The 13120-nt window shown below is 69.6% G+C and carries 15 protein-coding genes; 3 read left to right on the top strand and 12 right to left on the bottom strand.

Annotation, left to right across the window (positions count from 1 at the left end; genetic code table 11):
- Positions 1–9 precede the first annotated feature (9 nt).
- On the top strand, positions 10–810 hold the full coding sequence (locus tag KUG43_RS06535) for a YdcF family protein (protein WP_216907344.1): 801 nt from the start codon (positions 10–12) through the stop codon (positions 808–810).
- Between the two features lie 26 nt (positions 811–836).
- Here the strand turns inward: KUG43_RS06535 and KUG43_RS06530 are convergent, their stop codons facing one another.
- From KUG43_RS06530 to KUG43_RS06500, 7 genes are all read right to left on the bottom strand, one after another.
- Positions 837–1100: a DUF8660 family protein gene (locus KUG43_RS06530; protein ID WP_015109772.1), complete on the bottom strand. Its 264-nt coding sequence runs from the start codon at positions 1098–1100 to the stop codon at positions 837–839.
- A 38-nt stretch (positions 1101–1138) separates the two neighbouring features.
- Positions 1139–2659 (bottom strand): lysine--tRNA ligase, encoded by a 1521-nt coding sequence (gene lysS, locus KUG43_RS06525; RefSeq protein WP_216907342.1) that lies wholly within the window; start codon positions 2657–2659, stop codon positions 1139–1141.
- Positions 2660–2732: 73 nt separating this feature from the next.
- The gene (gene rpaB / locus KUG43_RS06520) at positions 2733–3557 is read right to left on the bottom strand and encodes a response regulator transcription factor RpaB (protein ID WP_254944460.1); all 825 of its coding nucleotides are present in this window, start codon (positions 3555–3557) and stop codon (positions 2733–2735) included.
- 140 nt (positions 3558–3697) lie between these two features.
- On the bottom strand, positions 3698–5011 hold the full coding sequence (locus KUG43_RS06515; RefSeq protein WP_216907340.1) for an ABC transporter substrate-binding protein: 1314 nt from the start codon (positions 5009–5011) through the stop codon (positions 3698–3700).
- A 3-nt stretch (positions 5012–5014) separates the two neighbouring features.
- Positions 5015–5626 carry a rod shape-determining protein MreD gene (locus KUG43_RS06510; protein ID WP_216907338.1) on the bottom strand — a complete coding sequence of 204 codons (612 nt, stop codon included), beginning with the start codon at positions 5624–5626 and terminating at the stop codon, positions 5015–5017.
- Positions 5626–6366 carry a rod shape-determining protein MreC gene (mreC, locus tag KUG43_RS06505; protein ID WP_216907336.1) on the bottom strand — a complete coding sequence of 247 codons (741 nt, stop codon included), beginning with the start codon at positions 6364–6366 and terminating at the stop codon, positions 5626–5628. The genes KUG43_RS06510 and mreC overlap by 1 nt, the downstream gene beginning before the upstream one ends.
- Positions 6367–6371: 5 nt before the next feature.
- Positions 6372–7418: a rod shape-determining protein gene (locus tag KUG43_RS06500; RefSeq protein ID WP_216907425.1), complete on the bottom strand. Its 1047-nt coding sequence runs from the start codon at positions 7416–7418 to the stop codon at positions 6372–6374.
- A gap of 159 nt (positions 7419–7577) precedes the next feature.
- On the opposite strand from KUG43_RS06500, the gene KUG43_RS06495 reads away from it, so the two are divergent.
- Positions 7578–7976, top strand: coding sequence for a single-stranded DNA-binding protein (locus tag KUG43_RS06495; protein ID WP_216907334.1), 399 nt, complete (start codon positions 7578–7580; stop codon positions 7974–7976).
- Positions 7977–8081: 105 nt separating this feature from the next.
- Here KUG43_RS06495 and KUG43_RS06490 read toward each other — a convergent pair whose 3' ends face one another.
- Together KUG43_RS06490 and ahcY are read right to left on the bottom strand one after the other, a co-directional pair.
- Positions 8082–8738 carry a DedA family protein gene (locus tag KUG43_RS06490; protein ID WP_216907332.1) on the bottom strand — a complete coding sequence of 219 codons (657 nt, stop codon included), beginning with the start codon at positions 8736–8738 and terminating at the stop codon, positions 8082–8084.
- 74 nt (positions 8739–8812) lie between these two features.
- On the bottom strand, positions 8813–10255 hold the full coding sequence (ahcY, locus tag KUG43_RS06485) for an adenosylhomocysteinase (RefSeq protein WP_216907330.1): 1443 nt from the start codon (positions 10253–10255) through the stop codon (positions 8813–8815).
- Positions 10256–10346: 91 nt separating this feature from the next.
- On the opposite strand from ahcY, the gene tsaE reads away from it, so the two are divergent.
- Entirely contained in the window at positions 10347–10850 is a 504-nt protein-coding gene (gene tsaE, locus KUG43_RS06480; protein WP_216907328.1) for a tRNA (adenosine(37)-N6)-threonylcarbamoyltransferase complex ATPase subunit type 1 TsaE, read from the top strand.
- Here the strand turns inward: tsaE and mutT are convergent.
- The 3 genes from mutT to KUG43_RS06465 all read right to left on the bottom strand — a co-directional run.
- Complete coding sequence (gene mutT / locus KUG43_RS06475; protein WP_353617956.1) at positions 10813–11952, bottom strand: 8-oxo-dGTP diphosphatase MutT; 1140 nt, start codon at positions 11950–11952, stop codon at positions 10813–10815. The genes tsaE and mutT overlap by 38 nt on opposite strands.
- An 11-nt stretch (positions 11953–11963) precedes the next feature.
- Positions 11964–12713, bottom strand: coding sequence for a putative 2OG-Fe(II) oxygenase (locus KUG43_RS06470; RefSeq protein ID WP_286194486.1), 750 nt, complete (start codon positions 12711–12713; stop codon positions 11964–11966).
- A 45-nt stretch (positions 12714–12758) separates the two neighbouring features.
- Positions 12759–13120, bottom strand: a 362-nt coding sequence (locus KUG43_RS06465; protein WP_286194485.1) for a sigma factor-like helix-turn-helix DNA-binding protein, incomplete at its 5' end; no start/stop codon positions are given.

Raw genomic sequence — 13120 nt, 5'->3', positions numbered from 1 at the left:
CCCCACGCCATGGGTTTTCTGCTCTCGAAACTGCTGCCGCTCGGCCTCTACCCCCTTGGCCTGGCCCTGCTGCTCCAGATCGCGGGCCTGCTCAACCGCCAGCGCCGCTTCGGTCCTGTCCTCTCCAGTGTGGGGATTGTGCTGCTCTGGCTGGCTGCCACGCCCCTGCTCAGCCGCCAGCTGGTATGGGGGCTGGAGGAGCGGGCCGCCCGGCTGACGCCCGCCCCGATCCCCCGGGCCGATGCGGTGCTGGTGCTGGGGGGAGGGTTGCGGCCGGCCCTGCCGCCCCGCCAGGGGGTGGAAGTGAACGAGGCCGGCGACCGGCTGCTGCGCGCCGTGGCCCTGATGCGGGAGGGCAAGGCCCCCTGGCTGCTGGTGACCGGCGGCAGGGTCACCTTCATGGCCAACGATCCGGCCGCCGGTGAAGCCCGGCTGGCCAAGGCCCTGGCCACGAGCCTGGGGGTGGCGGCCGATCGGATCGTCACCAGCGAAGAGGGGCGCAACACGGCAGAGGAGAGCGCCGCCCTGGTGCGGCTGGCGCGGCAGCGGGGCTGGACCTCCCTGCTGCTGGTCACCAGCGCCACCCATCTGCCCCGCTCGCTCGCCACCCTGCGCCGGGCGGCGCCGGACGTCCGCATCATCCCGGTGGCCTGCGACTTCCAGTTGCCCGAGCGGCGATCGTTCGGCACGCCCACCGTGGCCGGCACCGTGATGGGGCTGCTGCCCAGCGCCGAGGCCCTGGTGCTGACCACCACCGCCATGCGGGAGCATCTGGGCCTGCTGGCCTACCGCTGGCGGGGCTGGATCTGAGTCGCCCCTGGCGGCCCGTTGGCGCTCTACTTCTTGGGGACCGGGGGCACCAGGCTCACCCCTTCAGGCGGTGGGGTGGGATCGGGATCGGCGATCAGCATGTGCTGCAGCACGATCTCCGGGCGTTCACTGTCCCGCCAGCGGATGCGATACGCGGGCATCTTGGTGCCACGGCTGGTGGTCTGTTCCACCGGTTCCATGACCCAGCCACGGCGAGACCGTCCCTGGGGATTGCGCTTCACCACCGCATCGGCGTGTTGAAAGCGAAAACCGACGCGCTCACCACTCATACCAGAGCCCCGAGGGGGAGAAGGCCTACTGGAGACCATTATCCCACTGCGTCGGTTCCGGCCCTTTCCCGGGCCTCCGGGCGCAGCAGGGGGAAGGCGATCACGTCACGGATCGAGGGGCTGTCGGTAAGCAGCATGGCGAGGCGGTCGATGCCGATGCCGAGGCCGCCGGTGGGGGGCATGCCCACCTCCAGGGCGTGCAGGAAGTCCTCATCCACCGTCTGGGCTTCGGGGTCACCCGCCTGGCGGCGCAACTGCTGCTGCTCGAGCCTGGCCCGCTGATCGAGGGGGTCGATCAGCTCACTGAAGGCGTTGGCCGTCTCCCGACCGACGATGAACAGCTCGAAGCGCTCCACCAGCCCCGGCTTGCCGCGATGGGCCCGGGCCAGGGGCGAATTCTCCACCGGGTAATCCATCACGAAGGTGGGCTGCTCGAGCGTGGTCTCCACCGCCTGCTCGAAGGCCTCCACCAGCAGCCGGCCCACGCTGTCGGCCGCCTCGGGCGCCACCAGGCCGGCGGCCTCCATCGCCGCTGCCGCCTGGGCACGATCGCCGAAGGTGTTGAAATCCAGGCCGGTCGCCTGCTCCACCAGCTCATGCATGGTGACCCGCCGCCAGGGCGGGGTGAGATCGATCTCTGCCCCCTGGTAGGTGATCCGGGTGTCCCCACAGACCTCCAGACAGGCCGCGGCCAGCAGCTGCTCAGTGAGGTCCATCATCGTGTGGTAATCGGCGAAGGCCTGGTAGATCTCCACCGAGGTGAATTCGGGGTTATGCCGGGTGCTGATCCCCTCGTTGCGGAAGATGCGGCCGAGCTCATAGACCCGCTCGAAGCCCCCCACCACCAGCCGCTTGAGGTGCAGTTCGGTGGCGATGCGCAGGGTGAGGGGCAGGTCGAGGGCGTTGTGGTGGGTGGCGAAGGGGCGGGCGTCGGCACCGCCGGCTTCGGTCTGCAGGACGGGCGTCTCGATCTCGAGGAAGCCGCGCTCGTCGAGCCAGCGGCGCATGGCGCTCACCAGCCGCGCCCGGCGCCGGAAGGTCTCCCGGGTGTGGGGCGAGACGATCAGATCGAGGTAGCGCTGGCGGTAGCGCTTCTCCACGTCCGCCAGGCCGTGCCACTTGTCGGGCAGCGGCTGGAGCGCCTTGGTGAGCATCACCCACTCGGTCACCTTGACCGAAAGCTCGCCCCGGTCGGTGCGGCGCAGGCTGCCGTGCACGCCGATCCAGTCGCCGCCATCCACCAGGGAAGTGATCTGGGCGAAGCCTTCGGGCTCCTCCGGGTGGGCCGCCAGCAGGCTGGCCTTCTCAATGAACAGCTGGATCGGACCGGATTCGTCGGCGATGGTGAAGAAGGCCAGCTTGCCCATCACCCGGCGGGTCATCACCCGGCCGGCAACGGCCACCACCACCGCCCGCTCTTCGCCGTTGGGCAGGTCGGCATGGGCCTGCTGCAGCTCGGCGGTGCGGTGGCTGGGGGCGAAGCCGATTGCATAGGGAGCCCTACCGAGGGACTCCAGGGTGCGGGCTTTCTCCAGACGGGTCTCACGCAGATCCGACAAGGCAGGCAGGGCGATGGAGAAGGGTCGCAGCCCATCCTGCAGGACCGGCCGACGTCGGCTTCAGGTGGTGGGCTCAGCCGGCGGCGGCCAGGGTGGCTTCACCCATCCGCTGGGAGGCGTAGCCCGTACCCCGCACCGTGAGGATCAGCTCGGGGTTGCGGGGATCGGGTTCGAGCTTGCCGCGCAACCGGGCCACATACACGTCCACCACGCGCAGGTCGGCGGCGCGGCGGGGGGGATAGCCCCAGAGCTGCTCAAGGATCTCGGCCCGCGGCACCACCCGGCCCGGCTCCCGAAACAGCAGCTCCAGCAGACTGAATTCGGTGTAGGTGAGGGCGATGCGCTGGCCCTCGCGGGTCACCTGACGGCGGTTGGTGTCGACCACCAGATCCCCCACCCGCAGCACACCGGAGCCGGTGGGCAGCTCGCGCGGTTCGCTGGTGGCCGCCCCGCGGCCCATGCGCCGCAGGATCGTCGAGATGCGGGCTTCGAGTTCCTTGGGGCTGAAGGGCTTGGGCAGGTAATCGTCGGCCCCGAGATCCAATCCGGCCACCCGCTCGGCGATGGCATCCAGGGCGGAGAGGAAGATGATCGGCACGCAGGATTCGGCCCGCAGGCGCCGGCAGACAGCGAAGCCGTCCAGCTTGGGCAGCATCACGTCGAGCACGACCAGGTCGGGCTGCTCCTGGTGGAACAGGGCCAGGGCCTCCTCGCCGTCCTCGGCACAGAGCACCCGGTAGCCCGCCAACTGAAGACGCATCAGCAGGACACGTCGCACCGCCGCTTCGTCGTCGACGACCAGCAGGGTGGCGATCGGCTGGGAGGGGGAACCACCTCCCGCGGAAGCCTCCAGATCAGCACCATCGGTGAAGGAGGAGGCAACCGTGGGCATGGGCATCGCTCCGGTCCACTCGGGTGAAGAATCGCAACCATAACGCGACGCCGTTGGGAGCCGTGAGCACGTAAACGGCTCCAGCAGCGGGGTTCTGGGCGTAAGGCAACATTTCTTCGGAATCCCTGACCCACCAGCCGCTCCCCTCAGGGCCAGCGGGCCTCGGCGTAGCGGTTCCACTGCAACGCGGCTTCGGCCAGGGCCGCGTCGCTATCCAACTGCCCCAACATGGCCCGCTGCAGCTGGGTGTAGAGGATCGCCTGCAGCCGCTTCACCCCGGGGGTGGCCGGCACCAGCACCCGGGCCTGGGCCAGGGTTTCGATCGAAAGCAGCCGGGCGTTGTGCACCAGACGTTCCTGGCCATCGCTGGGGACCGCCCCCCGCAACCTGCGCTCCAGGCTCGCCAGCGCTCCCCGGGAGGAGGGCAGCACCCGGGCCTCCTCGGCGAAGGCCAGCTGGTTGGCCGCATCGCTCAGGAACAGGGCGAAGCTCACCGCCTCCTTGGCCATGGCGCTCTGGCGCGGCACCACCAGGTTCATCACCGCCACATTGGCCTCACCGCTGGCCCCGGTCAGGGGCGGGAAGGGGGCGGAGGTGGCGGCGATGCCGGGGGCGTTGGTCTGGAGGTTGCGCAGGAAATCGGGGCCGCTGGCCACCTGGGCCAGATCGCCGGCCTGGAACAGCTCAATGGCCCGCCGGTAGCCCTGGCTCACCACCTCCCGCGGCAGCAGCCCGCGGCGGTAGAGATCGCTCCAGAAGGCGAAGGCCCGGCGACCGGCCGGACTGTTGAAGGCCGCACGCTGGCGGGTATCGAGCAGTTGCACCCCCATCTGCACCAGCGCCTCCATCAGTTCACCGGAGTCGTCGGGGACGACGGTGACGAACAGGGCGTAGCGGCCGGTACGGCGCCTGACGGCTTCGGCGTAGGCCGGCACCTCCTCCCAGCGGCGGGGCGGGGCAGAGAGGCCGGCCCGCTGCAGCAGCCGGCGGTTGGCGATCGTCACCCGGGCCGTCAGGTACCAGGGGATGCCGAACTGCTCGCCCTGCTGCTGGCCGGAGGTCCAGATGCCGGCCAGGTAGCGATCGGCGGCGTCAGGGGGGAGCAGGGGGTTGAGATCCCGCAATCCCCCCTTGCTGGCCAGGTTGGCGGCGAAGTTGGGGTTGAGATTGACCAGGTCAGGGGCGGTGCGGGCGAACACCGCCGCCAGCAGCTTGCGTTCCACCGAACCCCAGGGCACATCGGTCCAGCGCACCGTCACGCCGGGATGGCCCTGCTCCCACGCCGCGATCACCCGCCGCATGTAGGTGTTGAAGCGGGGCGCCAGATCCAGGGTCCAGACGTTCAGCACCTTGCCCGCTTCAGGCCGGGGCCCCCGCGCGCAGGCGCCGGCGCCCAGGGCGAGGGCGACGGGGGCGGCCAGCAGCCGCAGGGCCTGGCGTCGTGGCAGGGATCTGGGCATCACTCAGCGCCGCCAGCCGGAGCCCAGCTGGCGCCAGAGCAGCAGCTGCAGGGAACAGAGCATCGGGGCGAGCAGGGCCGTGATCAGGGTCTGGGAGAGCAGGACCCGCAGGCCGGGTCCTGCCAGATCATCCCAGCGCCACCCCGGCAGGGCCAGCAGGGCAGGATTCACCCCCTGACCCTCCAGGCGGCGGCCCAGCTCCGGTCCCGCCAGCCGGATCGCCTCCCGGGTGCTCACCCAGTCGTGGACGCCCCACTGCAGCATGAGCGTGAGGCCAAGCAGGGCCGTGCCCAGCAGGGCCAGCAGACCGAGGCTGAAACTGCGCTGGATCGGCGGAGCCCGCCGTCCCATCCGCCCCCACCACCAGCCCAGCAGCAGCAGGGCAGGCGCCTGGGTGACGCCGCCGGGGTACACCGCATCCAGCAGCAGCCCCAGGGCAAGGCCGGCGCAGGCCCCCGAGAACGGACCGTCGCTCAGCGCCCAGGGCAGCAGCCACAGCACCGCCCAGCAGGGGCCGACGCCGTCGAGGCTGAGCCAACCCGGCGAGGCCAGGACGAGCAACGGCACCAGCAGGGCGGAGGCGGCAAGCAGGGGCTGCCGGGTGAGCAGGTCCATCAGCGCACCTGCACCTGCACCCAGTCGAGGGCCGAAACCGGCGCGATCAGCTGCACCACCGCCTCCGGGGCCGGGTCGGCATTGGCATCCATGGTCTGGATCACCCCCACCGGCAGGTTCGGCGGCACCAGGGTGCTGGCGGGCGATGTCACCACCACATCACCGGGTCGGGCCTGGGGGTCTTTCTCCAGGAAGCGCAGCAGGGGACGGCCGGTGCCGATGCCGGTCAGCAGGCCGTGGTGCTGGGTGCGCCCCACCCACACCCCCACCCGGCTGCGGGGATCGGTGAGCAGGGTGACGCTGGCGGTGCTGGGGGTGACGCTGCCCACCAGGCCGACCAGGCCGCCCGGACCGAGCACCGCCTGGCCGGCGCGGATGCCGCTGAGGGCCCCCTGGCCGAGCAGCAGTTGCCGCCACCAACCGGAGCCATCCCGGGAGATTACCGGGGCCGTCACCCGGTTGGGGTTCTGCTTCTGCAGCTCCAGCAGGGTCCGCAGGCGTTGATTGTCCTGCTCCAGCTGGGCCAGCCGGGCCCCGTCCTCCACCCGACGGGCTGACCGCAGCCATTCGGCCTGGGCCGTGCCGGGCCAGAAGGGTCGGCTCAGGAAGGCATAGGTATCGGCGACCAGCGCCCCCTTGCTCAGGCGCACGGCCACAAGGGCCAGCAGCACCAGCAGCCAGGGGGTGATCCGTCGCAGGGACGAGCCTTGGACGAAACGCAGCCAGCGCCATGCCGGCATGGGGATCAGGCCGTCTGACGGAGAAATTCGGGGGTGTCAAGCACCCGCTCCAGCCGGCTGTAATCCTCCAGCACCATGCCGCAGCCGTTGACCACGCAGAGCAGGGGGTCTTCGGCCACGTGGGTGAGGATGCCGGTCTCGTGGCTGATCAGGTCGCAGATGCCACGCACCAGGGCGCCGCCGCCGGCCAGCATGATGCCCCGGTCGACGATGTCGGCCGCGAGCTCGGGAGGAGTGCGCTCCAGGGTGCGCTTGACCGCCTCGACGATCACGTTGAGCGGCTCGGCCATGGCTTCACGGATGTCTCCGGCGCGGATGTTGATCGTGCGCGGCAGGCCGGAGAGCAGGTGCAGACCCCGCACGTCCATGGAGGTCTCGTCGTGGGCGTCGTCGGGGAACGCCGAGCCGATGCGGATCTTGATGTCCTCGGCGGTGCGTTCGCCCACCACCAGGTTGTGCACCTTCTTGAGGTAAACGCTGATGGCGTCGCTGAGCTCATCGCCCGCCACCCGCACCGACTCGCTCAGCACCGTGCCGCCCAGGCTCAGCACGGCCACCTCGGTGGTGCCGCCGCCGATGTCGACGATCATCGTGCCCACCGGATCGGTCACGGGCAGGCCGGCGCCGATGGCGGCCGCCACCGGCTCATCGATCAGGTGCACCTGCCGGGCTCCGGCCAGGCCGGCCTGGTGCACGGCGCGGCGCTCGACGCCGGTGACGCCGCTGGGGATGCCGATCACCAGACGGGGGGCGATCACGCCCCGGCCCTCGTTGCCCTTCTGGATGAAGCTCTTGATCATCTGCTCGGCGGCATCAAAGTCGGCGATCACCCCGTCGCGCAGGGGCCGGATCGCCCGGATGTTGCCGGGGGTGCGTCCCAGCATCAGCTTGGCCTCCTCCCCCACCGCCAGGGGGGTGCCCCGCTCCAGGTCGATCGCCACCACGGACGGTTCCTGCAGCACGATCCCCTTGCCCGAGACGTACATCAGTGTGTTGGCCGTCCCCAGATCGATGCCGATATCGCGGGAGAACTGGAAACGGCGGAAAAACACGGGCAAGGCCTCTGGCAGCGGTGAATCATAGGTGGGGCGATCCCTGTCGACCGGCCAACCCGCCGTGGGTGTGACAACCGGGACGAAGGGTGGAACGGAAAGGGAGAGGCCCCCGATCGGGGTGCCCCATCATTGATCCACTCGTTCCAGGAGCACGCCATGGGCGTCAATTCCATCACCCTCGTCGGCCGGGCCGGCCGCGACCCGGAGGTCCGTTACTTCGAATCCGGCAGCATGGTTGCCAACCTCACCCTTGCGGTGAACCGCCGCAGCCGCGACGACGAACCGGACTGGTTCAACCTGGAGATCTGGGGCAAGCAGGCCCAGGTGGCCGCCGACTACGTCCGCAAAGGGGCCCTGATCGGCATCATCGGCTCGTTCAAGCTCGACCGCTGGACGGACCGGGGCAGTGGGGAAGAGCGCAGCAAGCCCGTGATCCGGGTCGACCGGCTGGAGCTGCTCGGCAGCAAACGGGACGCCGAAGGCGGCGGTGGCGGCGGCAGCTTCGCCGGCGGCTTCGGTGGCGGTGAGCCCAGTGAGGAAGAAGTGCCCTTCTGAGCCTTTCTACCCAGCTGGCGCTGCGGGGGCTTGTGCCAGTGACCCAGCCGGGTTATCAAGCGTCCGAAGCCAGAGAAGGCGCCCCTCGGGGCGCCTTTTTTACTGTCAGGGGCTGTTGCGGCTCTGCCTCCAGATGCGCAGCCCCAGCCACACGGCCCCGGCCAGCACGGCCAGCACCAGCAGCACCTTCACCACCCTGGCGGCGGGCTCGATCCAGAGCTCGACCTTGGTGTAGCTCTCCCCCAGCGCCAGGCCCGCCAGGGTCAGCAGCAGGGTCCAGATCAGGCTGCCCGCGGTGGTCCAGAGCAGAAAGGGCGTCAGCGGCATCATCTCGATGCCGGCGGGGACGGAAATCAGAGTGCGGATGCCAGGAACCAGCCGGCCCCAGAACACCAGGGCCGTGCCGTGGCGGCTGAACCAGCGGCGGCTACGGCGCAGCTCCTGGGGGCTGATGCCGATCCAGCGTCCGTGGCGCTCCAGCCAGTGCTCGATGCGCTCCTCGTTCACCAGCCGGCCGATGCCGTACCAGGGAAGGGCGCCGAGAACCGTGCCCAGCAGTCCGGCCAGCACCACCGGAATCAGGGAGAGCTTGCCCTGATGCACAAAAAAACCCCCGAGCGGCATGATCAGCTCGGAGGGAATCGGGGGGAACAGGTTCTCCAGAAACATGGCCGCGAAGATCGCGCCATAGCCCGCTGCCGGGTTGGCCTCCACGGCCGCCCCGATCATCTCGGGCAGCTTCTGGACCAGTTCGATCGCCATCGGGCCAGCCGGATCAGAGGCGCCAGTCTTCCACGACGGCCCGGACGCTGCCAGCAGCGCCGGGCCGTTGCCGCTCAGTAGCGGTAGTGGTCGAGCTTGTAGGGGCCTTCGACGGGAACGGCGATGTAGGCCGCCTGCTCGGCGGTGAGCTCGGTGAGCCGGGCGCCGATCCGCTCGAGGTGCAGGCGGGCCACCATCTCATCGAGGTGCTTGGGCAGCACATAGACCTCCTTGCCGTAGGCGTCGCCCTTGGTGAACAGCTCGATCTGGGCCAGCACCTGGTTGGTGAAGGAGTTGCTCATCACGAAGCTGGGGTGGCCGGTGCCGCAGCCCAGATTCACCAGCCGACCTTCGGCCAGCAGGATGATCCGGTTGCCGCTGGGCAGGATCACGTGATCCACCTGGGGCTTGATGTTGTCCCAGGTGTACTGCTTGAGGGACGCCACATCGATCTCGTTGTCGAAGTGGCCGATGTTGCACACGATCGCCTGATTCTTCATGGCGAGCAGGTGCTCATGGCGGATCACGTGGTAGTTCCCAGTCGCCGTCACGAAGATGTCCACATCGGCCACCACGTCCTCAAGCCGCACAACGCGGTAGCCCTCCATGGCGGCCTGCAGGGCGCAGATCGGATCGATCTCGGCGATCATCACGGTGGCGCCGAGCCCACGCAGGGACTGGGCCGAACCCTTGCCCACATCGCCGTAGCCCAGCACCAGGGCCACCTTGCCAGCCACCATCACATCGGTGGCGCGCTTGACGCTGTCGACGAGAGATTCGCGGCAGCCGTAGAGGTTGTCGAACTTGCTCTTGGTGACCGAGTCGTTGACGTTGATGGCCGGGAACGGCAGTTCGCCGCTCTTCTGCATCTGGTACAGACGGGCCACGCCGGTGGTGGTCTCTTCAGTGACGCCCTGGATGTTGGCGTAGATGCGGGAGTAGAAGCCGGGCTGCACCGCCAGCCGCTGGCGGATGGAGTTGAACAGGGCCACTTCCTCCTCGCTGGAGGGGTTGTCGAGCACCGACAGATCCTTCTCGGCCTTGGTGCCGAGCACCACCAGGCCGGTGGCATCGCCGCCGTCGTCGAGGATCATGTTGGGGGTTCCACCGTCGCTCCACTCGAGGATGCGGTGGGTGAAGGCCCAGTACTCATCAAGCGTTTCGCCCTTGTAGGCAAACACCGGGATGCCGGCGGCGGCGATGGCGGCGGCGGCGTGGTCCTGGGTGGAGAAGATGTTGCAGGAGGCCCAGCGCACTTCGGCGCCGAGGGCCACCAGGGTCTCGATCAGAACGGCGGTCTGGATCGTCATGTGGAGACTGCCGGCGATGCGGGCCCCCTTGAGGGGCTGCGCGGCGCCGTAGGTCTGGCGCAGGGCCATCAGGCCGGGCATCTCGGTTTCGGCGATCGCCAGTTCCTTGCGGCCCCAGTCGGCCAGGCCGAGATCGGCGATCACATAGGAACTGGTGGCCTGAACGCCAGCAAACGCAGCCTCAGGGCTGGAAGGTGTTGCCACCATGAAGGAAAAGCTCCCGGACGGGAGGACGAAACAATGGAAATATCTGCAGAGACGCCGAGGCTTCGGGCTCGCTGGGAGGCAATCTACAAGGGTGGAAACGAATGACGCGATTGAGGTGTGCCATCTGGCCGACCCCTCCGCCACCGACGCCCTGGGGCGGCGGCTGGCGTCACAGCTGATCACCGCGGGTGCCAGTGACGGCGCCCTGCTGCTGCTGCGGGGGGAACTGGGCACGGGCAAGACGTCGCTGGTGCAGGGACTGGCCGCCGCCCTGGGCATCGCCGAACCGATCAGCAGCCCCACCTTCGCCCTGGCCCAGCACTACGACACCGACGCCGGACCCGACGCGGGCGCCTCTGCCCTCGTGCACCTGGACCTCTACCGGCTGGAGCAGAGCGCCGCGGCCGATGAACTGTTCGCCCAGGAGGAAGAGGAAGCCCGCCGCATCGGCGCCGTGATGGCGGTGGAGTGGCCCGAGCGGCTCAGCTTCCGGCCGGAGGGTGCCTGGGAAGTGGACTTGAGCCACAACGACGATGGCGAGGGCCGATTGGCCCGCATCACCCCGCCACGATCCTTGCCTGCAGCGCCGCGATGATGCGGGCGTTGGCGGCCGGAAAGGGGTAGCTGGCGAGCTCCTCCGGTGCCACCCAGCGCACCTGCTGGGACGCCAGGGGCTGCGGCTCCCCCGCCAGCCATTGGCAGAGATGCACCACAAAGCGCAGCCGCTTGTGGCTGTAGGCGTGCTCGAGGGTGATCAGCTCCTCCTCCACCGTCACCTCGATGGCCAGCTCCTCACGCAGCTCCCGCTCGATCGTCACTTCGATCGCTTCACCCGGCTCCTGCTTGCCACCCGGAAACTCCCACAGACCTCCCAACAGGCCCTCCTGGAGCCGCTGGTCGATCAGCACCCTCCCCTGGCCGTCCCGCACCACGCCCACCCCGATCACCTGGAAGGGGATGGGGGTGGTGGTGTCCTTCACGGGGAAACGGCCGGGATCGCCGGCAGCGTAGGCAGCACAGCGCCCGTGCCAGGGACAGGCGCCGCAGCAGGGCTGGCGGGGGGTGCAGACGCCGGCGCCCAGGTCCATCAGGGCCTGGTTGAAGGCGCGGGGGCGTTGGGGGTCGAGAACGGTTTCGCTCAGCCGCCAGAAGAGGGGCAGCTGCCGCTTCGGTGGCCCCGGATGGGCGACCAGCCTGGCCAGCACCCGCTGGACGTTGCCATCAAGGATCGGGTGGGCCAGATCAAAGGCGGAGGAGAGGATGCTGGCGGCGGTGCTGCGGCCGATGCCCGGCAGGGCCATCCAGCCTTCCAGGGTGCGCGGCCAGGGGTCACCGCCAGCGGCTGGGGCCAGGTGCTCAGCGGCGACGAGCTGCCGCGCCCCGGCGTGCAGGCGGCGGGCGCGGGCGTAGTAACCCAGGCCCTGCCACAGCATCAGCACGTCGTGCTCACTGGCGGCGGCAAGGGTTCTGAGGTCGGGGAACGCCGCCATCCAGAGGTGCCAGTAGGGCAGCACCACCGCCAGCTGGGTCTGCTGCAGCATCACCTCGGCGACCCAGACGCCGAAGGGATCGAGGGGCTCACCGCGCCCGGGGCGAAATCCGTCGGGGCGGAGCTTCCAGGGGATGTGGTGGCGGCCGTTGGACTCCCACCAATCCAGCAGGGAGTCCCGCAGGGGCTCGACCGGGCCCGGTTCCACCACCTTCCGGCTTACACAAATCCCCCCGGCCGTGGCCGGGTGCTGGAGAGGGACACATTGCCCTGGATGGCCCCCTGGACCGCCACGGGCGAAGCGGCAGGCCGGGGCGGCGGCTGGGGCACGGCGACCACGTTGAAGGCGATCGACCAGCGCTCCCCTTCACCGCGGAACGGGGGCACCGAGTGGGGTTGCCAGGCCGGAAACACATAGAAGTCCCCCGGCACCGGCAGCACGTAGTGGGCCATGCCGGTGCGGAAGCTCTGGATGTGCCATTCCTCCGGGCCATGGAAGCAGAGCTGGCCGTCGAAGCGCTCCGCATTGATCTGGGGGGGCACCTGCAGGAACAGCACGCCGGAGAAGCTGCCGCCGTGGGTGTGGGTGGGGTTGTAATCGCCGGCGCGCTGGGCATTGAGCCACAGGTCGATCATCTGCAGGCCGTAGCGGCCCGGCGTCCAGGGACCCCGGCCCTGGGGCGGCTGCTGGTCGATCACATGGCGGATCCAACGCTCACAGGCCGGCAGGATCACCGAGCGGCAAAGCTCGGCGGCGGCGGGATGGTCGGGCCCCAGCTCCCGCTGCTGGGACAGCTGGCCGGCCAGCTTCACCGACGCATCCGGACTGCGTTCGGGCTGGGCCAGCACCGCCCGGGCCATGGCCAGCAGATCGGCCAGCTGGGCCGGGGGTAACTGGCCCTGCAGCAGATAGCGGGGAAAGAGACTGACCACCTCCATCGTGGGCTCTTCCGGGGGCGTGCCGACCATGGAAGTGAAGGTGCGTGCTGGCCTCAAGCCTCGCAAACGGCGGATTCAGATCGCCACGTAGGCCTCGACGGCGTCGCTGAGGCGGCGCAGGCCGGCCAGGCCGTCGCGCTCCAGGTTGCGCACCCGGTCGCGGCTGATGCCGAGGATGCGGCCGATGCCGGTGAGGCTCATCGGCTCCTCGCCGTCGATGCCGAAGCGCATCTTCAACACGCGGCCCTGCAGGTCCGGCAGTTGCTCGAGCAGGGCCCGCAGGTCGCCCTTGAGACACTCGCCGTCCACCAGCTCAGACGGCAGCAGGTCGTCACCGGCCAGCAGATCCAGCAGCTCGGTGTCTTCGCCATCGCCCACCTTTGTTTCGAGGCTCACCGGCTGGCGGGCGCGGCAGAGCAGGTCTTTGACTTCCTCTT

Origin of the sequence: Synechococcus sp. CCY 0621, assembly GCF_019038465.1 — a bacterium.
In the GTDB taxonomy this organism is placed as follows: domain Bacteria; phylum Cyanobacteriota; class Cyanobacteriia; order PCC-6307; family Cyanobiaceae; genus Cyanobium.
The sequence above is the reverse complement of the archived record's forward strand: the minus strand, read 5'-3'. Positions and strand labels throughout refer to the sequence as shown.

What these genes read in the sequence shown, in the direction of transcription:
- KUG43_RS06535 (WP_216907344.1), top strand. Translation starts at nt 10, where the DNA reads ATGGGTTTTCTGCTCTCGAAACTGCTGCCGCTCGGCCTCTACCCCCTT.
- KUG43_RS06530 (WP_015109772.1), bottom strand. Translation starts at nt 1,100, where the DNA reads ATGAGTGGTGAGCGCGTCGGTTTTCGCTTTCAACACGCCGATGCGGTG.
- rpaB (WP_254944460.1), bottom strand. Translation starts at nt 3,557, where the DNA reads ATGCCCATGCCCACGGTTGCCTCCTCCTTCACCGATGGTGCTGATCTG.
- KUG43_RS06515 (WP_216907340.1), bottom strand. Translation starts at nt 5,011, where the DNA reads ATGCCCAGATCCCTGCCACGACGCCAGGCCCTGCGGCTGCTGGCCGCC.
- KUG43_RS06510 (WP_216907338.1), bottom strand. Translation starts at nt 5,626, where the DNA reads ATGGACCTGCTCACCCGGCAGCCCCTGCTTGCCGCCTCCGCCCTGCTG.
- mreC (WP_216907336.1), bottom strand. Translation starts at nt 6,366, where the DNA reads ATGCCGGCATGGCGCTGGCTGCGTTTCGTCCAAGGCTCGTCCCTGCGA.
- KUG43_RS06495 (WP_216907334.1), top strand. Translation starts at nt 7,578, where the DNA reads ATGGGCGTCAATTCCATCACCCTCGTCGGCCGGGCCGGCCGCGACCCG.
- KUG43_RS06490 (WP_216907332.1), bottom strand. Translation starts at nt 8,738, where the DNA reads ATGGCGATCGAACTGGTCCAGAAGCTGCCCGAGATGATCGGGGCGGCC.
- ahcY (WP_216907330.1), bottom strand. Translation starts at nt 10,255, where the DNA reads ATGGTGGCAACACCTTCCAGCCCTGAGGCTGCGTTTGCTGGCGTTCAG.
- KUG43_RS06470 (WP_286194486.1), bottom strand. Translation starts at nt 12,713, where the DNA reads ATGGTCGGCACGCCCCCGGAAGAGCCCACGATGGAGGTGGTCAGTCTC.